This is a genomic window from Flavobacterium sp. P1_E4, from assembly GCF_056405915.1.
The window spans coordinates 83,921-102,405 of sequence record NZ_JBFUBE010000008.1 but is presented as its reverse complement, the minus strand read 5'-3'; the positions used below and the strand labels follow the sequence as shown (position 1 = coordinate 102,405).

19 protein-coding genes are annotated in these 18,485 nt (G+C 32.1%); 1 reads left to right on the top strand and 18 read right to left on the bottom strand.

Features of this window, described 5'->3' with window-relative positions; translation table 11 throughout:
- Positions 1 to 86: 86 nt before the first annotated feature.
- From fabV to rpsF, 14 genes are all read right to left on the bottom strand, one after another.
- On the bottom strand, positions 87 to 1,277 hold the full coding sequence (gene fabV, locus AC1DY0_RS09910) for an enoyl-ACP reductase FabV (RefSeq protein WP_477188440.1): 1,191 nt from the start codon (positions 1,275 to 1,277) through the stop codon (positions 87 to 89).
- Positions 1,278 to 1,368: 91 nt separating this feature from the next.
- Positions 1,369 to 3,021: a DNA repair protein RecN gene (recN, locus tag AC1DY0_RS09905; RefSeq protein WP_477188439.1), complete on the bottom strand. Its 1,653-nt coding sequence runs from the start codon at positions 3,019 to 3,021 to the stop codon at positions 1,369 to 1,371.
- 51 nt (positions 3,022 to 3,072) lie between these two features.
- The gene (gene porD / locus AC1DY0_RS09900) at positions 3,073 to 3,954 is read right to left on the bottom strand and encodes a type IX secretion system protein PorD (protein ID WP_477188438.1); all 882 of its coding nucleotides are present in this window, start codon (positions 3,952 to 3,954) and stop codon (positions 3,073 to 3,075) included.
- The gene (coaBC, locus tag AC1DY0_RS09895; protein WP_477188437.1) at positions 3,947 to 5,158 is read right to left on the bottom strand and encodes a bifunctional phosphopantothenoylcysteine decarboxylase/phosphopantothenate--cysteine ligase CoaBC; all 1,212 of its coding nucleotides are present in this window, start codon (positions 5,156 to 5,158) and stop codon (positions 3,947 to 3,949) included. Before coaBC ends, porD begins: the two co-directional genes overlap by 8 nt.
- A gap of 8 nt (positions 5,159 to 5,166) precedes the next feature.
- Entirely contained in the window at positions 5,167 to 5,484 is a 318-nt protein-coding gene (locus tag AC1DY0_RS09890; RefSeq protein WP_111408714.1) for a DNA-directed RNA polymerase subunit omega, read from the bottom strand.
- An 8-nt stretch (positions 5,485 to 5,492) separates the two neighbouring features.
- Complete coding sequence (locus AC1DY0_RS09885; protein ID WP_477188436.1) at positions 5,493 to 6,287, bottom strand: outer membrane protein assembly factor BamD; 795 nt, start codon at positions 6,285 to 6,287, stop codon at positions 5,493 to 5,495.
- 129 nt (positions 6,288 to 6,416) lie between these two features.
- Entirely contained in the window at positions 6,417 to 7,304 is an 888-nt protein-coding gene (gene dapA, locus AC1DY0_RS09880) for a 4-hydroxy-tetrahydrodipicolinate synthase (protein WP_477188435.1), read from the bottom strand.
- A gap of 8 nt (positions 7,305 to 7,312) precedes the next feature.
- Positions 7,313 to 7,831: a DUF6913 domain-containing protein gene (locus tag AC1DY0_RS09875; RefSeq protein ID WP_477188434.1), complete on the bottom strand. Its 519-nt coding sequence runs from the start codon at positions 7,829 to 7,831 to the stop codon at positions 7,313 to 7,315.
- A 256-nt stretch (positions 7,832 to 8,087) separates the two neighbouring features.
- A complete protein-coding gene (locus AC1DY0_RS09870) occupies positions 8,088 to 8,786 on the bottom strand; it encodes a hypothetical protein (protein WP_477188433.1) in 699 nt (232 codons plus the stop codon).
- Positions 8,776 to 10,779 (bottom strand): NAD-dependent DNA ligase LigA, encoded by a 2,004-nt coding sequence (gene ligA, locus AC1DY0_RS09865; protein ID WP_477188432.1) that lies wholly within the window; start codon positions 10,777 to 10,779, stop codon positions 8,776 to 8,778. The genes AC1DY0_RS09870 and ligA overlap by 11 nt, the downstream gene beginning before the upstream one ends.
- Positions 10,780 to 10,853: 74 nt before the next feature.
- Entirely contained in the window at positions 10,854 to 11,327 is a 474-nt protein-coding gene (locus AC1DY0_RS09860) for a DUF6495 family protein (RefSeq protein ID WP_477188431.1), read from the bottom strand.
- A gap of 278 nt (positions 11,328 to 11,605) precedes the next feature.
- Positions 11,606 to 12,049: a 50S ribosomal protein L9 gene (gene rplI, locus AC1DY0_RS09855; RefSeq protein WP_477188430.1), complete on the bottom strand. Its 444-nt coding sequence runs from the start codon at positions 12,047 to 12,049 to the stop codon at positions 11,606 to 11,608.
- A gap of 66 nt (positions 12,050 to 12,115) precedes the next feature.
- The gene (gene rpsR, locus AC1DY0_RS09850) at positions 12,116 to 12,412 is read right to left on the bottom strand and encodes a 30S ribosomal protein S18 (protein ID WP_007138295.1); all 297 of its coding nucleotides are present in this window, start codon (positions 12,410 to 12,412) and stop codon (positions 12,116 to 12,118) included.
- Positions 12,413 to 12,417: 5 nt separating this feature from the next.
- Positions 12,418 to 12,759, bottom strand: coding sequence for a 30S ribosomal protein S6 (rpsF, locus tag AC1DY0_RS09845; protein WP_077370382.1), 342 nt, complete (start codon positions 12,757 to 12,759; stop codon positions 12,418 to 12,420).
- A gap of 165 nt (positions 12,760 to 12,924) precedes the next feature.
- Between rpsF and AC1DY0_RS09840 the strand changes: the two genes are divergently transcribed.
- On the top strand, positions 12,925 to 13,620 hold the full coding sequence (locus AC1DY0_RS09840; RefSeq protein ID WP_111408723.1) for a LytR/AlgR family response regulator transcription factor: 696 nt from the start codon (positions 12,925 to 12,927) through the stop codon (positions 13,618 to 13,620).
- A gap of 9 nt (positions 13,621 to 13,629) precedes the next feature.
- Here AC1DY0_RS09840 and priA read toward each other — a convergent pair whose 3' ends face one another.
- From priA to nadC, 4 genes are all read right to left on the bottom strand, one after another.
- The gene (priA, locus tag AC1DY0_RS09835) at positions 13,630 to 16,080 is read right to left on the bottom strand and encodes a replication restart helicase PriA (protein WP_477188429.1); all 2,451 of its coding nucleotides are present in this window, start codon (positions 16,078 to 16,080) and stop codon (positions 13,630 to 13,632) included.
- 42 nt (positions 16,081 to 16,122) lie between these two features.
- The gene (locus AC1DY0_RS09830) at positions 16,123 to 16,554 is read right to left on the bottom strand and encodes a DUF2147 domain-containing protein (RefSeq protein ID WP_477188428.1); all 432 of its coding nucleotides are present in this window, start codon (positions 16,552 to 16,554) and stop codon (positions 16,123 to 16,125) included.
- A gap of 112 nt (positions 16,555 to 16,666) precedes the next feature.
- Positions 16,667 to 17,599: a YihY/virulence factor BrkB family protein gene (locus AC1DY0_RS09825; RefSeq protein ID WP_477188427.1), complete on the bottom strand. Its 933-nt coding sequence runs from the start codon at positions 17,597 to 17,599 to the stop codon at positions 16,667 to 16,669.
- A 4-nt stretch (positions 17,600 to 17,603) separates the two neighbouring features.
- Entirely contained in the window at positions 17,604 to 18,461 is an 858-nt protein-coding gene (nadC, locus tag AC1DY0_RS09820) for a carboxylating nicotinate-nucleotide diphosphorylase (RefSeq protein ID WP_477188524.1), read from the bottom strand.
- Positions 18,462 to 18,485 lie beyond the last annotated feature (24 nt).

Below are 18,485 nucleotides of genomic sequence, written 5' to 3'. Positions count from 1 at the left end.
TAAGTCCATAAAAAAACACCTTATTCTCTTGATCTAAATCATCAAGTAATAAGGTGTTTTTAAAAATTATAAATATTGTTTGCTAATTACCCAATACTTGGAATAGCAACCATTTCGTTGGTATCAGCTTTATAATCTACACCATCAAATCCAAACCCGAACAAATTGTAGAAATCACTTCTGTATCCTTCTAAATCCCCCAATTCAGCTAGATTTTCAGTTGTAGCTTCTAACCATAATTTAGCAACTTGAGCCTGAACATCCTCACGCATTTCCCAATCGTCAATACGGATTCTTCCTTTTTCATCAGTAATCATAGGTTCTCCCGTATATAATCTTTGTTGGTATAAACGCTGAATTTGTTCGATACATCCTTCGTGAATTCCTTTTTCTTTCATTATTTTATACAATAAAGAAATATATAATGGAATAACCGGGATAGCAGAACTAGCCTGTGTTACCAAAGCCTTGTTTACAGAAACATAAGCTTTACCATTAATATCTTCCAAACTATCTGAAATCGTGAATGCAGTAGCTTCAAGGTGATCTTTGGCACGACCAATTGTTCCTTTTCTATAAACAGCCTCAGTTAATGATGGCCCGATGTATGAATAAGCAACAGTTGTAGCACCTGGAGCCAATAAATTTTCAGCTTTCAAAGCATCTATCCACATAGACCAATCCTCACCACCCATTACAGCAACCGTATTGGCAATATCTTCATCGGTACAAGGTTCAATAGAAATTTCAGAAACTTTTCCAGTGTGAAAATCAACTGTTTTATTAGTGAATGTTTGTCCAATTGGTTTTAAAGTTGAACGGTGCAAAACTCCTGTATTTGGGTTCAATCTTACCGGTGAAGCAAGACTGTATATAATTAAGTCAACTTGACCTAAATCAGCTTTAATAAGATCTAAAGTCTGTCTTTTTACTTCATTTGAAAAAGCATCTCCGTTAATACTTTTTGCGTACAAACCTGCTTTTTGAGCTTCTTTTTCAAAAGCAGCTGAATTGTACCAACCTGGAGAAGCAGTTTTCCCTTCAGCAGGTTCTTTTTCAAAAAACACACCAATTGTAGCGGCATCAGAACCAAAAGCACTTGTAATTCTTGAAGCCAAACCAAAACCAGTTGAAGCTCCGATAACCAATACTTTCTTAGCTCCAGCTATAGTTCCTTTTGATTTTACATATTCAATTTGATTTTTAACACTTTGTTCGCTCCCTTTTGGTTGGGCTGTCAAACAAATAAATCCTCTCATTCTTGGTTCTATAATCATATTATCAGTACGTTAATTTATATTATATATTTTCAATTAATTGAATCTTTTAAAGCTTTTAAAATTGAATGGGCAAATATAGTCCAATTATTTAGTTCAACAAGGCTTTTGCGTGATTTAAGGCCGAATCTGAAATAACAGTTCCTGACAACATTTGTGCAATTTCCACAACTCGTTCATCGACTGTCAGTAATTTTAATTCTGATTGGGTGTCGTCACCGATAGTAGATTTAAACACTTTAAAATGCTCATTACCCTTAGCTGCAATTTGAGGTAAATGGGTAATCGCAAATATTTGCATCTGAGTACTCATTTCTTTCATAATTTCTCCCATTCTATTGGCAATTTCCCCGGAAACACCAGTGTCAATCTCATCGAAAATCAATGTTGGCAATTTTGAATACTGTGCTAAAATCGCTTTCACTGCCAACATAATTCGGGACATCTCTCCTCCAGAAGCCACTTTTTTCAACAACCCAAAATCAGTTCCTTTATTGGCCGAAATTAAAAATTGCAACTCGTCTTTTCCATTTTCAAAATACGTTGAAGTACTTTTTAATTCCATATTAAAACGCACATTAGGCATTCCCAAAGTCTCTAAAATAGATATTAATTTTTGTGACAAAAGAGGAATCGCTTCCAACCTATTCTTATGTATAGTGTCGCAAATTTGGTCTAGCTCCTTAATATTGTCATCAACCAGCTCGGTTAGTTTTGCAATCTCTTCATCAATATTTCCCAATTCTAATACTGAGTTTTCCAATTTGGTTTGAATGTCCAATAACTCATCTACAGTTTTTACTTGATGTTTTTTTTGTAAATTGTATATCAATTGCAGTTTCTGATTAATCAAGTTCAACTGTTCTGGATCATTGATTAATTTTTCGGAACAGCGATTAAGTTCAGTTGTAATGTCTTCAAACTCGATTTTTAAGCTTGTTATTCTTTCAAACAGCAAATTATAATCAGCTGAGAAAAGAGCAATTTTCTGAATGGCATTTTTTATTTCGTTCAAATTGTGAAAAACCCCAATTTGCTCTTCATTGGCGATAGCCAACGATTTATCAAGTGCTTCTTTGATAATTTCTACATTATTAAGCTGCTCATAATTTTCCTCAAGAAATTCTTGCTCACCAGATTTTAGTTTGGCAGACACTAATTCTTCCAAAAGAAAAGTATTATATTCTTGTTCTTTAGAAGCTTCAGATTTTCTTTTGGTTAAAGCATTTAATTTGGACTTATTCGATTTATAATTTTTTAAAACCGATTGATAAGTCACAATTGTATCTAAATTACCCCCAATAGCATCAATAATTTTGAATTGCACGTCCTCATCGGATAATTCTTGAGTTTGTTGTTGCGAATGAATATCTATTAAATACAAACTTAACTCTTGTAACTCCTGTAAATTAACAGGGCTGTCATTTATAAAAGCTCTTGATTTTCCTGAAGGCAAAATTTCTCTTCGAATAATTGTTTCCGGTTCGTAGTCCAAATCATTGGAATCAAAAAAGGACATCAAATTGTATTTGGATATATCAAAATGGGCCTCAATTACACATTTTTCTTCTTTATTTTTAAGTGAAGTCAAGTCGGCTCTTTTCCCCAAAGCTAAACCTAAAGCTCCTAATATTATAGATTTCCCAGCTCCTGTTTCCCCAGTAATTATTGAAAACCCTTTCGAAAAATCGATTGTCAATTTTTCGATTAAGGCATAGTTTTTTATAGCTAATGAAGTTATCATTTTTGAAATTTTATGAGTAGATTGGATTAAATAAAAGAAATTATTAAAAGGCTAATATTTTAACAATTGCCATTTACCGGAGTTTGATGAAGATGTTTTGTTTAAACTATCTACCATGTCATTTATAGCAATACTAGGCCCTCCAGTAAAAATAGATACAATTTCATCTGATTTTGAATCCATAAAAACACGCAATAAATAACAATTAGGCTTAGTGTTATTCAATTTGGACAAATTTATCAAAGAGCTTTTAATAATTTCTTTGGCTTTTTTAAGATCCTGATGCATAGTATCTAATCCTAAATAATACTGAAAGCTCGATTGTCTAATTTCATTATAAGTAGGCGACATTAAATCATTGATTAAAACAAATCTACTCAGTGTACCATCAGACTGATTCCATCCTTTGTAACCGCCTTGCTGTGCCAAATTAGAAATATTCAATGCTTCTTTATAATAACGATCACCAAACAATGGAATAAAAGTGTCAGCATCCATTCCTAAAATAATATAGCTATAAAATGCCAGTACAGAAACAAGGTTTGAGTCATAACTTGTTGGAATGTAGGTCAAATTCTCGAATTCAGTATAATTAAACGTAAAATCTTTATCATTTACATTCAGAACTGGAGAGGAATAAGTCGAATTGTAAATATTTCTTGAAGATTGCACTTGGATATTTGCTACAAATTGATCAGAACTGTAACTAGAAATGGTAATATACATCGAACAATTAACCTTTTCCTTTTGTGAAAGTGATTGTCCAGTCCAGTCTGTTTTATTGACAAACTCATTTATCGCAGTTTCCAGCGTTTTGAAAACCTGTTGATTGGCATTGCTTAATTTTTGTGTATTTATAGTCACTGTACAATTCAGCTGCTGGGCTTGAATTAAGCCACAACTAAAAAATAAAAACAAAACAAATCTAACCATAAAAATGTGCTATTACTTTGTTTAAAATATCATCGGCCACAGCCTCTTTAGATTTCAAATCCATCGGTTCAATTTGAAATGCGCTATCTATAAAGGTAACTTTATTGGTGCTTTTTCCAAATCCAGCTCCTTGATCTTGTAACGAATTAAGAACTATCAAATCTAAGTTTTTTTTCTGAATTTTAGCTTTAGCATTTTCAATTTCATTTTCAGTTTCTAAAGCAAATCCAATTAAAAACTGATTTTTCTTAATTTCCCCGAGCGAAGCCAAAATATCTTTGGTTTTCTCAAGTTCAATCGTAAAATCATCAGTCGATTTTTTTATCTTTTGCGGAGCGACATTCTTTGGCCTATAATCGGCTACAGCAGCAGCAGCAATAGCCACATCCACCTCTGGATAATACTGATGGCAAGCATCATACATTTCTTGGGCAGAAACCACTGGGATTACTTGAACCAAAGAATGATTAATTTTAAAATGAGTTGGTCCTGAAATCAATATTACCGACGCACCAAGATTCGCAGCACTTTGAGCAATATCAAATCCCATTTTACCAGAAGAATGATTTCCAATAAAACGAACTGGATCAATTGCTTCATAGGTCGGCCCAGCTGTAATTAGCATTTTTTTACCTTTTAAAGGTAATTTGCTTTCGAGATCAGCTTCTAAGAAAGTAACAATATTTTCAGGTTCTGCCATTCTCCCTTCACCAGATAAACCACTGGCCAATTCCCCATTTTCGGCAGGAATCATTGTATTTCCAAATTCTTTTAAAGTTTTGAAGCTCTCAAGAGTAGAAGGATGAATATACATATCTAAATCCATTGCTGGCGCAAAATAGACAGGACATTTAGCAGAAAGATAACAGGCAATTAAAAGATTATCACATAATCCATTTGCCATTTTAGATAAAGTATTGGCAGTTGCAGGCGCAACAACCATTAAATCAGCCCAAAGACCCAGTTCCACATGACTATTCCATTCCTCATTTTTTTCATCTTTATTATAAAATTCTGAAAAAACGGGATTCTTAGAAAGAGTAGATAAGGTAAGTGGAGTTATAAAATCCTTAGAAGCAGGTGTCATTATCACTTGGACATGTGCACCTGCTTTTATGAAGAGTCTAACTAATGAAGCCGTTTTATATGCAGCAATTCCGCCAGAAATTCCCAGCAAAATCTTTTTTCCGCTTAAAACTGACATTAGATTGATTATTTATTTGCTTCTCTATGGTAAATTTTACCATCTAACCATTCTTGAACCGCTAAAGCGTGTGGTTTTGGAAGTTTTTCGTAGAATTTTGAAACTTCGATTTGCTCTTTATTTTCAAAAACTTCTTCTAAACTATCATTATAAGTAGCAAATTCTTCTAATTTCTCAGTTAATTCTTTTTTAATTTCAGAATTAATTTGATTTGCTCTTTTAGCCATAATTGTTATCGCCTCATACACATTTCCAGTTGGTGCCTCAATAACTGTTTTATTGTAAGTTATTGTATTTACTGGAGCATTTGTCTTTTTTAAATCCATGACTTTATTTATTTATTATATTTTTGCAATTCAATATCAATTTGAGCCAACATTTCGTCAGCTTTCTTTTTGTATTCTGTATTTGGTTTAAATTTAACCAAATTATTATAACTTGCTTTAGCTGTATTTAATCGTTCTTCCATTTTTGAAGGAATACTATTTATTGCCAATGAATAAGCAGAATCCAATTTATAATACAACGCTTTTTCTTTATATGCAGTTCCTGGGTAATCTGCAACAAAGTTATCTAAAGCGATAATAGCAGATTTATAGTTCGAAATCCTATTGTATTCTAATGCGTTTTCATAAACTTTACGTTCAATCTTATCATTTAATTTTCTAGAAGTTGCGTTAGCTTCAGCAATATACTGGGAATTTGGATAACGATCTATAAAGCCTTGAATCTTTTCTATAGCCTTAAAAGTATCCGTTTGATCAATACTGTAAACCGGAGACAACATTGAATAACTTTGAGCGCCTAAATAAGCACACTCCTCTAATTTTTCACTTTTAGGATAACCCGAAACAAAACTATCAAATTGATAACCTGCCAAATAATATTGTTTGGTTTTGTAACATGATTGAGCATACATGTAAAACAATTTTTCTCCTTGAGGTTTCCCTCTATATGCTGGTGCCAACTGTTCAAAAAGACGAATTGCTTTTGAATATTTTCCAGCTTCGTACATTTTAGTAGCCACATCAAACTTTACTGCGACATCTTCATTCTTCAATGCTGCCTGATAATCACTACATGAGTACAAAAAGAGAACAACAAGTAATGCAGATATTATTTTTTTCATCTTATTCACTGATTTTATTTTTATTGCACAATACTATATGCTATAAAAGCCACCAAAGTTAGGTGGCAAATTTAGTTATTAATTTAGCTATTACAAAATATTTCTTGATTTAAAAAAAACTGCAGCTTTTTAAGTGTTTTTAACCATTTTCTTTACAAAAGAATCCAATCGCTTTGCCAAAAATTCATCTACAGAAACCAATGGCAAACGAACAACATTCTCTGTAATACCTAGAATACTGAACACTTCTTTTATACCCGCTGGGTTACCTTGTTCAAAAATCATATCGATACAATCGGCTAATAAATAATGTAATTTATAAGCATCATCTACCTTTCTATTCAATCCCAATCGAATCATTTCTGAAAACTCTTTTGGAAAACCTTGCCCAATAACAGAAATTACTCCCGCTCCTCCAGCCAAAACAACTGGCAAAGCTATCATATCATCACCTGATATAACTAAGAAATCTTTAGGTTTATTTTTTATTAACTGCATTGCTTGAACCAAATCTCCAGCTGCTTCTTTTATTGCTACAATATTTTCAAAATCATTTGCCAATCTAAGAACCGTTGCTGGCAACATATTGCTAGATGTTCTTCCTGGAACATTATATAAAATCACAGGAATTGGCGATGCTTCAGAAACTGCCTTAAAATGCTGATATATTCCTTCTTGACTAGGCTTATTATAATATGGAGAAACAGATAAAATGGCAACAAACGCTGACAAGTCTCTTGTGCGCAATTCTTCAACAACATTCAAAGTATTATTACCTCCCACACCAAGAACTAATGGCAATCTACCTGCATTCACTTCAATTACTGTTGCAATTACCAGTTCTTTCTCTTCTTCTGACAAGGTAGCATTTTCGGCAGTTGTACCTAAAACAACAAGATACTCGATTCCGCCGTCTATAGAAAAATTCACAACTCTTCTTAAAGCATCAATATCAATTGTAAAATCGTCTTTAAACGGTGTGATTAGGGCAACACCTGTTCCTATTAATGATTGCATAATTTAAATTATATTTTGTTTAATATTTTTAAGTATCTAAATAACTCACTTGTAAAACCCTTGTAATTCTCAGGATCAATGTTTATCAGAAAATGATTTAATCTTTTATCAATATTTGAAAAACCAACTTTAAATTTCGCCTTGGAACTATTCGTTAAAAGCAACAAAAAAGGTTTTTCTTCATTGTAATAATTAATCAGTAAATCAAATTCTTCTGAAATAAACTCATTTATCGACTCTTGCTTAAATCCTCCTTTTAAATTCAAATTCTTTAATCCAAATGTTGGCTCTAAATAAACTTCTTTGCTCTTTAAAACATCTCGAAAAACAATAACTTTAATATTGTTTTCTAAAATTCCATTGGAAATAATTTCCTGCTTTAAAGCTGCTGTTCCTAAATTGTTACTTTCATCAACAATCAAGCCAACCCTAACAATAGGTGAATTTAATGACTCGTCTTTGACATTACGCAGTCTCTTTTTTAAAGTTTTATTTAAGACAAAGCTCTTTATATAATTTAAAAACATACACTTTTAAAAGATTACAAATTTAATTATTTAAGTCACATTTGAGTTGGTAAATCTAAAAAACTATAACGGCCTTTTAAAACTTTTTGTTATATTCTTAACATTTATTTTTATTATTTCTTTAAACAATAAAAGTAAAAAAGCTATAAAAAACAGACCTAAACACCTGATAATTAATAAAAATTGGAGATAGAATTATTGAAATTAAAAAAACTATAAAGTCAATAAAGAATAATCAAAAACACCTCAAGGAAAATTAATTTTCGATTAAATCTTCAATTCCTTTTTCTTTATCTTTCTCTAAAAAATAAGTGACCATAAAGAAATAAGATGAAAATTGAGTGACAATACTAATTAAAGTAAAAACATAATTATAAAAATAAAACTTATACAAAACAAAAAAGATGTCAGTAATTATAAAACAAATACACATTAACATGGCACTAAAAAAAGCATAACTTCCGTTTTTTATATAGTTTATTATAGAAACTATACCCAAAACACTCAAAATCATACCAAAAATAACATACAATGAAAAATCTAATTCTAAGTTTTCCAGCTTTAAATTTAAAACAGAATAACAAATAGTGCCAATCCCAAGAATTAAAATAAAAATTGACATACTATCTCTATAACTAAATATTAGACGTTTAAAATCTTTTTGAGCCAAATATAAAAGCAAAATATAAACCGTCAACACACATAAAAAAGACCCCATTGCAGATTCACTAATATTCAATGTATTAAAAATATCCCGTACAAAAAACAAAAAGAAAATTACCGCTTTCAACCCTGTTAATTTATAATTGTTGGATACCAAATAATAAATAAACAATGAGGGAATTATAATTGACTTAGTACAAAGTACCAAGTCATTATATCCCATTAATTTGAATATAATTGCCAATACCGAAGTAATAAAAAACAATATAAGTGATGGAGTACTAGCTTTCATTCAGCATTATTATAAATTGATCCTCAGAAATTATTGCCACATTTAGTTTATTCGCTTTTTCAAGTTTAGCAGGCCCCATATTATCTCCAGCAATAACAAAATCTGTCTTAGCCGATATAGAACTTCCAACTTTCCCTCCGTTATCTTCAATGGCTTTTTTTAATTCATCTCTAGAAAAAGTAGAGAAAACACCCGAAACGACAAATGTTTTTCCCAAGAATTTCTCCGTTGCATTTGGGTTTACTTTTTCAATAATTTCAAATTGTACTCCATAAATTTTTAATCTTTCGATAATGGATTTATTTTCATTATTTTCAAAAAAGTCAATCACACTTTGAGCGATTCTTTCTCCAATTTCATCCACTAAGATCAAATCCATAAGAGTTGCCTGTTGTAACGCATCAATGTTTTTATAATGTTTAGCTAACTTTTTAGCAACTGTTTCTCCCACAAACCGAATTCCTAAAGCAAACAAAACACTTTCGAATGGTATACTTTTTGAATTTTCAACACCCTTAACTAAATTTTCTGCTGATTTTTGAGCCATTCTCTCCAAAGGCAAAATTTGCTCGACTGTCAATTGATACAAATCGGCATAGTTCTGCACCAATCCGTTATTAAAAAGCAAGGCAACAGTTTCTCCACCAAGTCCTTCAATATCCATTGCTTTTCTCGAAATATAATGCTGAATTCTTCCAATAATTTGGGGAGGACAGCCATAAAAATTCGGGCAATAATGATTGGCTTCTCCATCACCGCGTATTAATTCGGTATGGCACTCAGGACAATTCGTAATATATTTTGTAGGCTCTGAATTATCGGGACGCTTACTTAAATCAACGGCTATAATTTTAGGAATGATCTCCCCTCCTTTTTCTACAAAAACAGTATCATTAATTCGGATATCCAACTTTTCAATTTGGTCGGCATTATGCAGAGAGGCCCTTTTAACAATAGTTCCTGCCAATTGCACTGGTTCAAGATTGGCAACTGGCGTAATTGAACCAGTTCTTCCAACCTGATACGAAATCGAATTTAATTTAGTAAAAACCTGTTCAGCCTTAAATTTATAAGCTATTGCCCAGCGAGGTGATTTTGCTGTATAGCCTAATTCGTCTTGATAGTGTAAATTATTAACTTTCACTACAACACCATCTGTTTCATAAGGTAAATCACGACGATGTATATCCCAATATTCAATAAACTCAAAAACTTCATCCAGATTCTTTGCTAATTTGGCTTCGGTCGGAGCTTTAAACCCCCAGTTTCTTGCAGTTTGAAGTCCTTCAAATTGCGAATCAAATGGCAAATTGGGTCCTATCAAAAAATAAAGCAAACAATCCAACGGTCGTTTAGCTACTTCGGTACTATCTTGCAGTTTTAAACTTCCAGAAGCTGTATTTCTAGGATTGGAATAAGGAGTTTCTCCAATTTCAATTAATTCCTGATTCATTTTTTCGAATCCGGCAAAAGGTAAAATAATCTCACCTCGAACAGCAAACTGTTCTGGATAGTTTCCTTTCAACTGCAAAGGAATAGACTTGATTGTCTTTATATTATTAGTCACATCATCACCTTGAAAACCGTCCCCACGAGTCACAGCTCGTTTTAATTTTCCATTTTCATAGGTAATACTTATAGATGCTCCATCATATTTTAATTCACAGGTATATTCTAATGGCACATCACCTAAGACTTTCTGAATTCGATTTTCCCAATCAATTAAATCTTCTTTTGAATACGAATTATCTAAAGAATACATACGATACTCATGAGGAATCGTTTCAAAATTTTTAGTTATTGTCCCTCCAACTCTCTGTGTTGGAGAATTGGCATCAAAAAATTCAGGATGTTTATTTTCTAAATCCTGAAGTTCCTTTAATTTCATATCAAACTCATAATCAGATAATGTTGGCTTATCCAACACATAATAATTATGATTGTGAAGATTAAGTTTTTCCCTAAGTGTTTGAATGGTTTGCTGTATATCCATAAAACAAAAAATTGGCTATTTTAGTGTATTAAATAATCTACTAAAATAACCAATTTAAACTTTATAAATCAAATTTATCCTTCGATAATCGAATTAATTTGATTGTACAATTGACCGTCACTCAAGAAAGATCCCTGTTGAATCAATTGAAAAATGGAAAGATTACGTTCTTCCGTAAATTCTTTTTTACCAGTCTTCATTTCAATTGTTTCTGTAAACATATTATCACTAAGCCATTCTAAACCTTCTTTTGATAAAAAATCAACTTCCGGAACCAATGATTTTAAAACAATCGATTTTATATGTGTATCAAAACAATGAAAAAGAAAAATATGGTTTTTGGAGAAAAACTCTAGATAGGTTGCTTTAGTAAGCACTCCTTCCCAAATCAAATCTGAAAAAACATCTAATTCTTGTTCTGCAACTTCTGGTTTCTCGGCTTTGATTTGATCCCATTCCGCTTTATCAATTGCCTGAGTAGCTAAAAAATTAGTAAATTCTTGTGTTAACTCTTCAAATTGTTCTTTTGTAAGTCTGGCATATTTCATTTTTAATTTCAGATTTATGAATATAGATTTTAGATTGCAGATTTTAGAAATTATATTTTGCTTTTCAAAGATATTTGCAAAAAAGCAAAATTTTTCTCTTAGCCCCGATAGCAGTAAAAATCCTCCTTTTCCGGTGTTCGGCTAAGGAGATTGCAACGGATAGCGGGAACTATCTTTCCAAAAGATCCAATCTTTCTGCTCCAAAAAAATTCTAGATTCAGATTTAAACAAAAAAAATCCCGATTTGCATCGGGATTTTAATATATAGATTTTAGAAATTATGCTTTTTCAGCAACAATTTCATAAGCTAATTCAATGATCACATCTCTGTGCAATCTAACTGAAGCAGCATATTTACCAGTACGTTTAACGATACCAGAAGTGATAAATTTTCTATCAATTACTTGACCTCCTTTAGCTAAAGCTTCAGCGATATCAATGTTTGTAACTGAACCGAATAATTTTTCACCACCTGCTTTTGCAGAAATTTTAATTTCAATAGCTTTTAAAGTTTCAGCTAATGCTTTAGCATCTGCTACAACTTTAGCTTCTTTGTGAGCTCTTTGTTTTAGGTTTTCAGCCAATACTTTCTTTGCAGAAGAAGTAGCCAAATGAGCGTATCCTTGAGGAATCAAGAAGTTACGTCCGTATCCGTTTTTCACAGTTACTACATCATCTTTAAATCCTAAATTTTGAACATCTTTTCTTAAAATAAGTTCCATGTTGTTGTCCTTTATTTGAGAAGTTAGGTTTCATATTTCAGAAAACCAACAACTGTTAATTTTTAATTATTTTAATAAATCGGCCACGTATGGCATTAAAGCTAAGTGACGAGCTCTTTTTACAGCTACAGACACTTTTCTTTGGTATTTTAATGAAGTACCTGTTAAACGACGAGGAAGAATTTTTCCTTGTTCGTTAACGAATTTCAATAAGAAATCAGCATCTTTATAATCGATATATTTGATACCTGATTTTTTGAAACGACAATACTTTTTAGTTTTGTTAGTTTCTATGTTCAAAGGCGTAAGATATCTGATATCCCCGTCTTTTTTTCCTGAAGCAGATTGTTGTAATGTTGCCATGATAATTAAGCTTTTTGAGATTTAAGTTTTGCTCTTCTTCTTTCAGCCCAAGAGATAGCATGTTTGTCAAGACTTACAGTTAAGAAACGCATAACTCTTTCGTCACGTCTAAATTCAGTTTCAAAAGCGATAAGAACTTCTCCTGATACTTTAAATTCGAACAAATGGTAAAAACCACTTTTCTTGTTTTGGATTTCGTAAGCCATCTTTTTAAGACCCCAGTCTTCTTTAGATACCATTTCTGCTCCTCTACTAGTAAGAAAATCTTCAAATTTGCTTACTGTTTCCTTTACCTGAACTTCAGATAAAACGGGATTTAAAATGAAAACAGTTTCATAATGATTCATAAAAAATTTATTTATTTGTTAAATTGGGTGCAAAAGTAATCTTTTTTTCTGAACATGCAAGTACAAAAGAACTATAATCGATGAATGACTAAAAAAGATTTGATTTTTTTAGATTTATTAAAAAAAAAAACTATTTTTACTTAACCAAATCAAAAAATTGAAATTATGAAACTAAACTGTGTAGTCGTAGATGATAGTTCAATACAAAGAATGATTATTGCAAAGTTAGTTAATAATCACACTAACTTAAATTTAATTGGTGATTTTTCTAATGCAATAGAAGCCAAAAGTTGTATGACTGTTCATACGGTAGACTTAATATTTCTTGATATTGAGATGCCCGTTATTAGTGGTTTTGATTTCCTTGACGGTTTAAAAACCAAACCCCAAATTATTTTCATCACCTCAAAAGCAGAATACGCCATGAAAGCTTTTGATTATGATGCTACAGATTATTTACAAAAGCCTATTTCTATTGAGCGTTTTAACGCATCAGTTCGTAGGGCTATTGATCACTACCTCCTTAAGAAAGAAAACAAAGAAGATGAAGGTGAACATATATTTATCAAAAGTAATCTGAAGAAATTAAAAGTTTTTACTTCTAAGATCAAATGGATTGAAGCTTTTGGTGATTATGTAAAAGTAGTTACAGAAGACGACAGTAATCTTGTGCTTTCGACAATGAAATCATTTGAGAATGATTTGTCAAAAGATAAATTTATAAGGGTTCACAAATCTTACATTGTAAATATTGACAAGATTGATCGCTTCAATAGTAAGTTTGCCGAAATTGGAGTGACAAAAATTCCTTTAAGTAGAAATAAAAAAGAAGATTTAGTAAAAGCACTAGCTTATTCATAAAAATTTACCTTAATAAAAATCAACATTTACAGTAACTTTTATAGCTCTGTATTGTGAAACAGCCTCAAAACTATTCAGTATCTTCTGAATAGTTTTTTTTGTGCTTACAATTGATGTATTTTGAGGTATCTTAACAATTATAGTTCTAATATATTCATTTCGAATTCTACTAATCGCAGGTTCTTCCGGACCTAAAACCGGCATAGCTAAATTTTGACTCAGTACCTGATACAACCACATAGCGCCGTCCTTAAGCTTATCAAAATCACGTTGCTTCAAGGTTAATTTTACAATCCTAAAATATGGCGGATATTTATAAATTTGCCTGTCATACAATTGCTCTTTATACATTCCTCCAAAATCATTATTAGTAACTTGCTGGATAGTATTGTGATTTGGATTATAAGTCTGAATAATTACTTTTCCTTTTTTCTCAGATCTACCTGCACGTCCTGCCACTTGGGTCATCATTTGAAAACTTCTTTCAAAAGCCCTAAAATCGGGATGGCACAACATTGTGTCGGCATTCATAATACCAACCAAATTGACATTGTCAAAATCCAATCCTTTGGCAAGCATCTGAGTTCCTACCAAAATATCAAATTCCCTATTCTTAAAACTATCAATAATTTTTTCAAAACCAAATTTCCCTCGTGTTGTGTCCTGATCCATCCTACCAATTTTTGCACTAGGAAAAATAGTCAATAATTCTTGCTCAATTTGCTCTGTTCCCAAACCTTTGGTAGTCAAATCAACACTATGGCAAGCATGACAATGAGTAGGATTTGCAATAGAGTAACCGCAATAATGACAACGCAATTGATTCTTGTGTTTATGATACGTCAAACTTACATCACATGACTGACAATGCGGAACGTGACCACAGGTAATACATTCGATAATAGGCGAATATCCTCTTCTATTTTGAAACAAAATCACTTGTTCCTCCAAAGACAAAGCAGTCGTAATTTCATCTATTAAAACATCGCTAAAATGACCATTCATTTTTTTTCGAAAGTATTTGTCTTTCAAATCTACCAATTCAACTTCCGGCAAACTTACATTCCCAAAACGTTTCAAAATTTCAACAAAACCAAATTTACCAGATACTGCATTATAATAGGTTTCGATACTGGGAGTAGCAGAACCTAAAAGCACTTTTGCCTGATGTGCATTTGCTAAAACAATAGCTGCATCACGCGCATGATAGCGAGGCGCAGGATCAGATTGCTTAAAAGTTTGTTCATGCTCTTCATCAATAACCACAAACCCCAAATCATGAAAAGGCAAAAACAATGCCGATCTGGCTCCAATTACAATTTGAGCTTTTTCTGCATTTAACAAAACCTGGTTCCAAACTTCGACTCTTTCATTATTACTGTACTTCGAATGAAAAACAGCTACTTTATTTCCGAAATGAGCCCGTAATCTGGAAACCAACTGAGCTGTCAGAGCAATTTCAGGCAACAAATACAATACTTGTTTCCCAACAGCTAAATATTCTTCTATAAGCTTGATGTAAATTTCAGTTTTACCGCTTGAAGTGATTCCATGCAAAAGACATACTGGTTTTTGCTTTAAATTTTCCTTTATGGATTCAAAGGCTGCATATTGGCCGGCACTTAACTTAAGCTCCCCATCCCTTCCATTTCCGGAAAAATTAATTCGGTCTTCCTGCAAAAAATACTCTTCAAAAACTTCTTTTTCCACCAATGCTTTAACAACAGTTGAAGAAGACTGAGCCGTTTCGATAAGTTTCTTAACTGTAATAGGCTTTTTTTCGGAAGCGCTTAATTGGAAATAATTTAAAACTATTTCCTTTTGTTTGTTGGCATTTTTTAGAATTTCAAGTAATTCTTTTAAACCATCGTTCGTATTGTATTTTTCATGCAATCGAACATATCGCACTAATTTAGGCTTGTAGCTTTCCTGAATCTCTTCTTGCAGTACTAAAATATTTTTATCAATCAATTTTTGAATAACAGGAAAAATATTCTTCTTATTCAGAATTGAAATAATATCCTGTACTTTCAAAGAACTCTGTTTTTGCAAAGCCTCGTAAACTAAATATTCATCATCCGAAAGCAAACTTTCATCAACAAAGACATCATTTTTTCTCGTTATAACCGTTTCGCTTTCCAACAACAAAGCACTTGGCATAGCACCTCGATACACATCACCTAGCGCACACATATAATAATCGGCAATCCAAATCCAATGATTGATTTGAAACTCGGTAACAATAGGAGTATTGTCTAAAATTTGATGAATTTCTTTGGCTTCGTATAATGTAGGCTTGTTATTATGAATTTCAATCACCAAAGCCGTGTAGATTTTACTTTTTCCAAAAGGCACTGTCACCCTCATTCCTTTTTTTATAAAAAGAAACTCAGCTTCCGAAACTCTATATGTAAAAGTTTTGGCAAGGGAAAGTGGTAAAATAACTTCTACAAAATGCATTGAATAATTTTAGATTTGAATCGTTAGGGTCTTAAGTCATCCCTACTTCACTCTATACCAGTATTGCGTTCTTCCAAACAAAGAAACGCCAACAAAACCTCTTACTTTTAGTTTATCTTTACCGTCAAGAGCTATTAAGCATTTATATTCTTCACCTTTTAAAGGATCTAAAATTTTACCTCCATTGTATTCATCTCCATCCTTTTCAAGACCTTTAATGATTATTAATCCCAAAATTGGTGCATTTTTATCTTCCCCAGAACATTTTGTACAAAGAGATTTTCTTTTTTCTGGATTTAATACATCTGTAATTTTTCCATAGATTTTTCCTGATTTCTCATAAATTTCCACGATAGATTTGGCTTGTCCAGTCTCATCATCAATGGTTTTCCATTTCCCAAAAACAGTTTGGCTTTGGGCATTGAAAATCATTGCAAAAAACACAACTAAACTAAATACGATACTTTTTTTCATTTTTCTTAAATTATTGTCTCACTTTTTTTATTATTCCAAATCACCATAAAAAAGGCCTTGGATTTCTTTTGACAAGAATACAAAATTCCATTTAAACAATTTCATTATATTACTAAACTTTAATACTGTCTTTTGTCTTTTTTAGCTTATGAATTGTAGCATTCAATTCGAATCCCAACAACAAAATCATACAGTTAATCCAAATGTAAAACATCATGATTAACAATGTTCCAATCGAACCGTATAATTCGTTGTATTTGGAAAATCGAATCACCCAAATTCCAAAAAAATAGGAGGAAATAATTATAAGTACCGTTGTAAAAACAGAACCCACACTAATAAATGGAGGTTTATGTGATTGTTTTGTCCCATATCGTAATAAGATAGCAGTTGTTATTAATATCATCAAAATCACAAAAAGATATCTTCCCATAATAATCAACGGAATTTGATCACTCAATACGTCCTGTATTGTTGTGCTTTGAATCACGACCTCAAAAACAACGATAATTGCAACGGTCAAAAGCAGAATAATGGAAAGCAACAATGAAATTCCTAAAGCAACAAAATACTGGTTTAAAAAACCTCTTTTTTCCAAAACATGTCGGGAAGATTCAAATCCGCCAAGAATTCCGTTTATACCATTTGCCATCAAGAAGATTGAAAGTAAAAATCCTGAAGAAACCAATCCAGAATGACTATTATTAAGAATATCGTTTATGATATTAGCAATTGCATCATAAGTATTTGGCGGTACACCTTCCTTTACAAATTGAAGAAAATCATCTTGAAATCCTTCTATGGGTATGTAGGGAATCAAGTTTAGAATAAATAACGCAAAAGGAAACAATGCCATAAAAAAGCTAAATGCAACAGCGCTGGCATGATAGGAAAATGCTCCATCGATGATTCCTTCAAAATACAATTCCAATAAATCATAGAAAGAAAATCCTCCTAAACCAGGAACTTTAATCTTTTTCAAGACATGCATCAGGTTTCTTATAACTGGGATTTTTTCAATTTTAGCCTCAATCTTTAATGTCATAATTCTAAATTGCTTTTAGACTTAAATCCATATTGTAAACAGAATGAGTTAACGCTCCCGATGAAATATAATTGACACCGCATTCAGCATAAAACCTCATAGTATCTTCGTTGATATTACCCGAAGATTCTGTTTGGCATTTGTCACCTATTAAGGCCACTGCTGTACGAGTATCTTCATAATTAAAATTGTCAATTAAAATCCTGTGTACTCCTTCACTTTTTAAAATTTCCTCGATTTCAGCAAGGTCTCTGGCTTCAACAATTATTTTGAGGTCTAAATTATTTTCTTTTAAATAGGCTTGTGTTTTGGCTATCGCCAATGTAATACCCCCCGCAAAATCAATATGATTGTCTTTTAACATTACCATATCATACAACGCAAACCGGTGATTTTCTCCTCCTCCAATTTTAACTGCCCATTTTTCGGCCACACGAAATCCAGGTGTTGTTTTTCGTGTATCCAATATTTTTGTATTAGTACCTTTCAGTAGTTGTACAAAACTATTCGTTTTGGTTGCAATAGCACTCATGCGCTGCATTGTATTTAATACTACTCTTTCGGATTTTAAAATTGATTGAGAACTACCTGAAACATGAAAAACAACATCCCCTTTTTTGACAGCAGCTCCGTCTTTAATAAAGGTTTCTATTTGCATTTTTGGGTCTACATATTCAAATATCATTTTGGCAAATGCAACTCCTGCAATTATACCATCTTCTTTTACCAATAACTTTGCTTTTCCTTGGGCATCAGCAGGAATACAGGCCAATGAGCTATAATCTCCAGATCCTACATCTTCTCTAATAGCATTTGCTATTAAGCTATTTAATTCGTTTTGAAACTGCGCTTCACTAATCATTTTTTTCATTCTTTTAATAGAATG

Coding starts and splice junctions, on each gene's coding strand:
- fabV (WP_477188440.1), bottom strand. CDS start 1,277: ATGATTATAGAACCAAGAATGAGAGGATTTATTTGTTTGACAGCCCAA.
- recN (WP_477188439.1), bottom strand. CDS start 3,021: ATGATAACTTCATTAGCTATAAAAAACTATGCCTTAATCGAAAAATTG.
- porD (WP_477188438.1), bottom strand. CDS start 3,954: ATGGTTAGATTTGTTTTGTTTTTATTTTTTAGTTGTGGCTTAATTCAA.
- coaBC (WP_477188437.1), bottom strand. CDS start 5,158: ATGTCAGTTTTAAGCGGAAAAAAGATTTTGCTGGGAATTTCTGGCGGA.
- AC1DY0_RS09890 (WP_111408714.1), bottom strand. CDS start 5,484: ATGGATTTAAAAAAGACAAATGCTCCAGTAAATACAATAACTTACAAT.
- AC1DY0_RS09885 (WP_477188436.1), bottom strand. CDS start 6,287: ATGAAAAAAATAATATCTGCATTACTTGTTGTTCTCTTTTTGTACTCA.
- dapA (WP_477188435.1), bottom strand. CDS start 7,304: ATGCAATCATTAATAGGAACAGGTGTTGCCCTAATCACACCGTTTAAA.
- AC1DY0_RS09875 (WP_477188434.1), bottom strand. CDS start 7,831: ATGTTTTTAAATTATATAAAGAGCTTTGTCTTAAATAAAACTTTAAAA.
- AC1DY0_RS09870 (WP_477188433.1), bottom strand. CDS start 8,786: ATGAAAGCTAGTACTCCATCACTTATATTGTTTTTTATTACTTCGGTA.
- ligA (WP_477188432.1), bottom strand. CDS start 10,779: ATGGATATACAGCAAACCATTCAAACACTTAGGGAAAAACTTAATCTT.
- AC1DY0_RS09860 (WP_477188431.1), bottom strand. CDS start 11,327: ATGAAATATGCCAGACTTACAAAAGAACAATTTGAAGAGTTAACACAA.
- rplI (WP_477188430.1), bottom strand. CDS start 12,049: ATGGAACTTATTTTAAGAAAAGATGTTCAAAATTTAGGATTTAAAGAT.
- rpsR (WP_007138295.1), bottom strand. CDS start 12,412: ATGGCAACATTACAACAATCTGCTTCAGGAAAAAAAGACGGGGATATC.
- rpsF (WP_077370382.1), bottom strand. CDS start 12,759: ATGAATCATTATGAAACTGTTTTCATTTTAAATCCCGTTTTATCTGAA.
- AC1DY0_RS09840 (WP_111408723.1), top strand. CDS start 12,925: ATGAAACTAAACTGTGTAGTCGTAGATGATAGTTCAATACAAAGAATG.
- priA (WP_477188429.1), bottom strand. CDS start 16,080: ATGCATTTTGTAGAAGTTATTTTACCACTTTCCCTTGCCAAAACTTTT.
- AC1DY0_RS09830 (WP_477188428.1), bottom strand. CDS start 16,554: ATGAAAAAAAGTATCGTATTTAGTTTAGTTGTGTTTTTTGCAATGATT.
- AC1DY0_RS09825 (WP_477188427.1), bottom strand. CDS start 17,599: ATGACATTAAAGATTGAGGCTAAAATTGAAAAAATCCCAGTTATAAGA.
- nadC (WP_477188524.1), bottom strand. CDS start 18,461: ATGATTAGTGAAGCGCAGTTTCAAAACGAATTAAATAGCTTAATAGCA.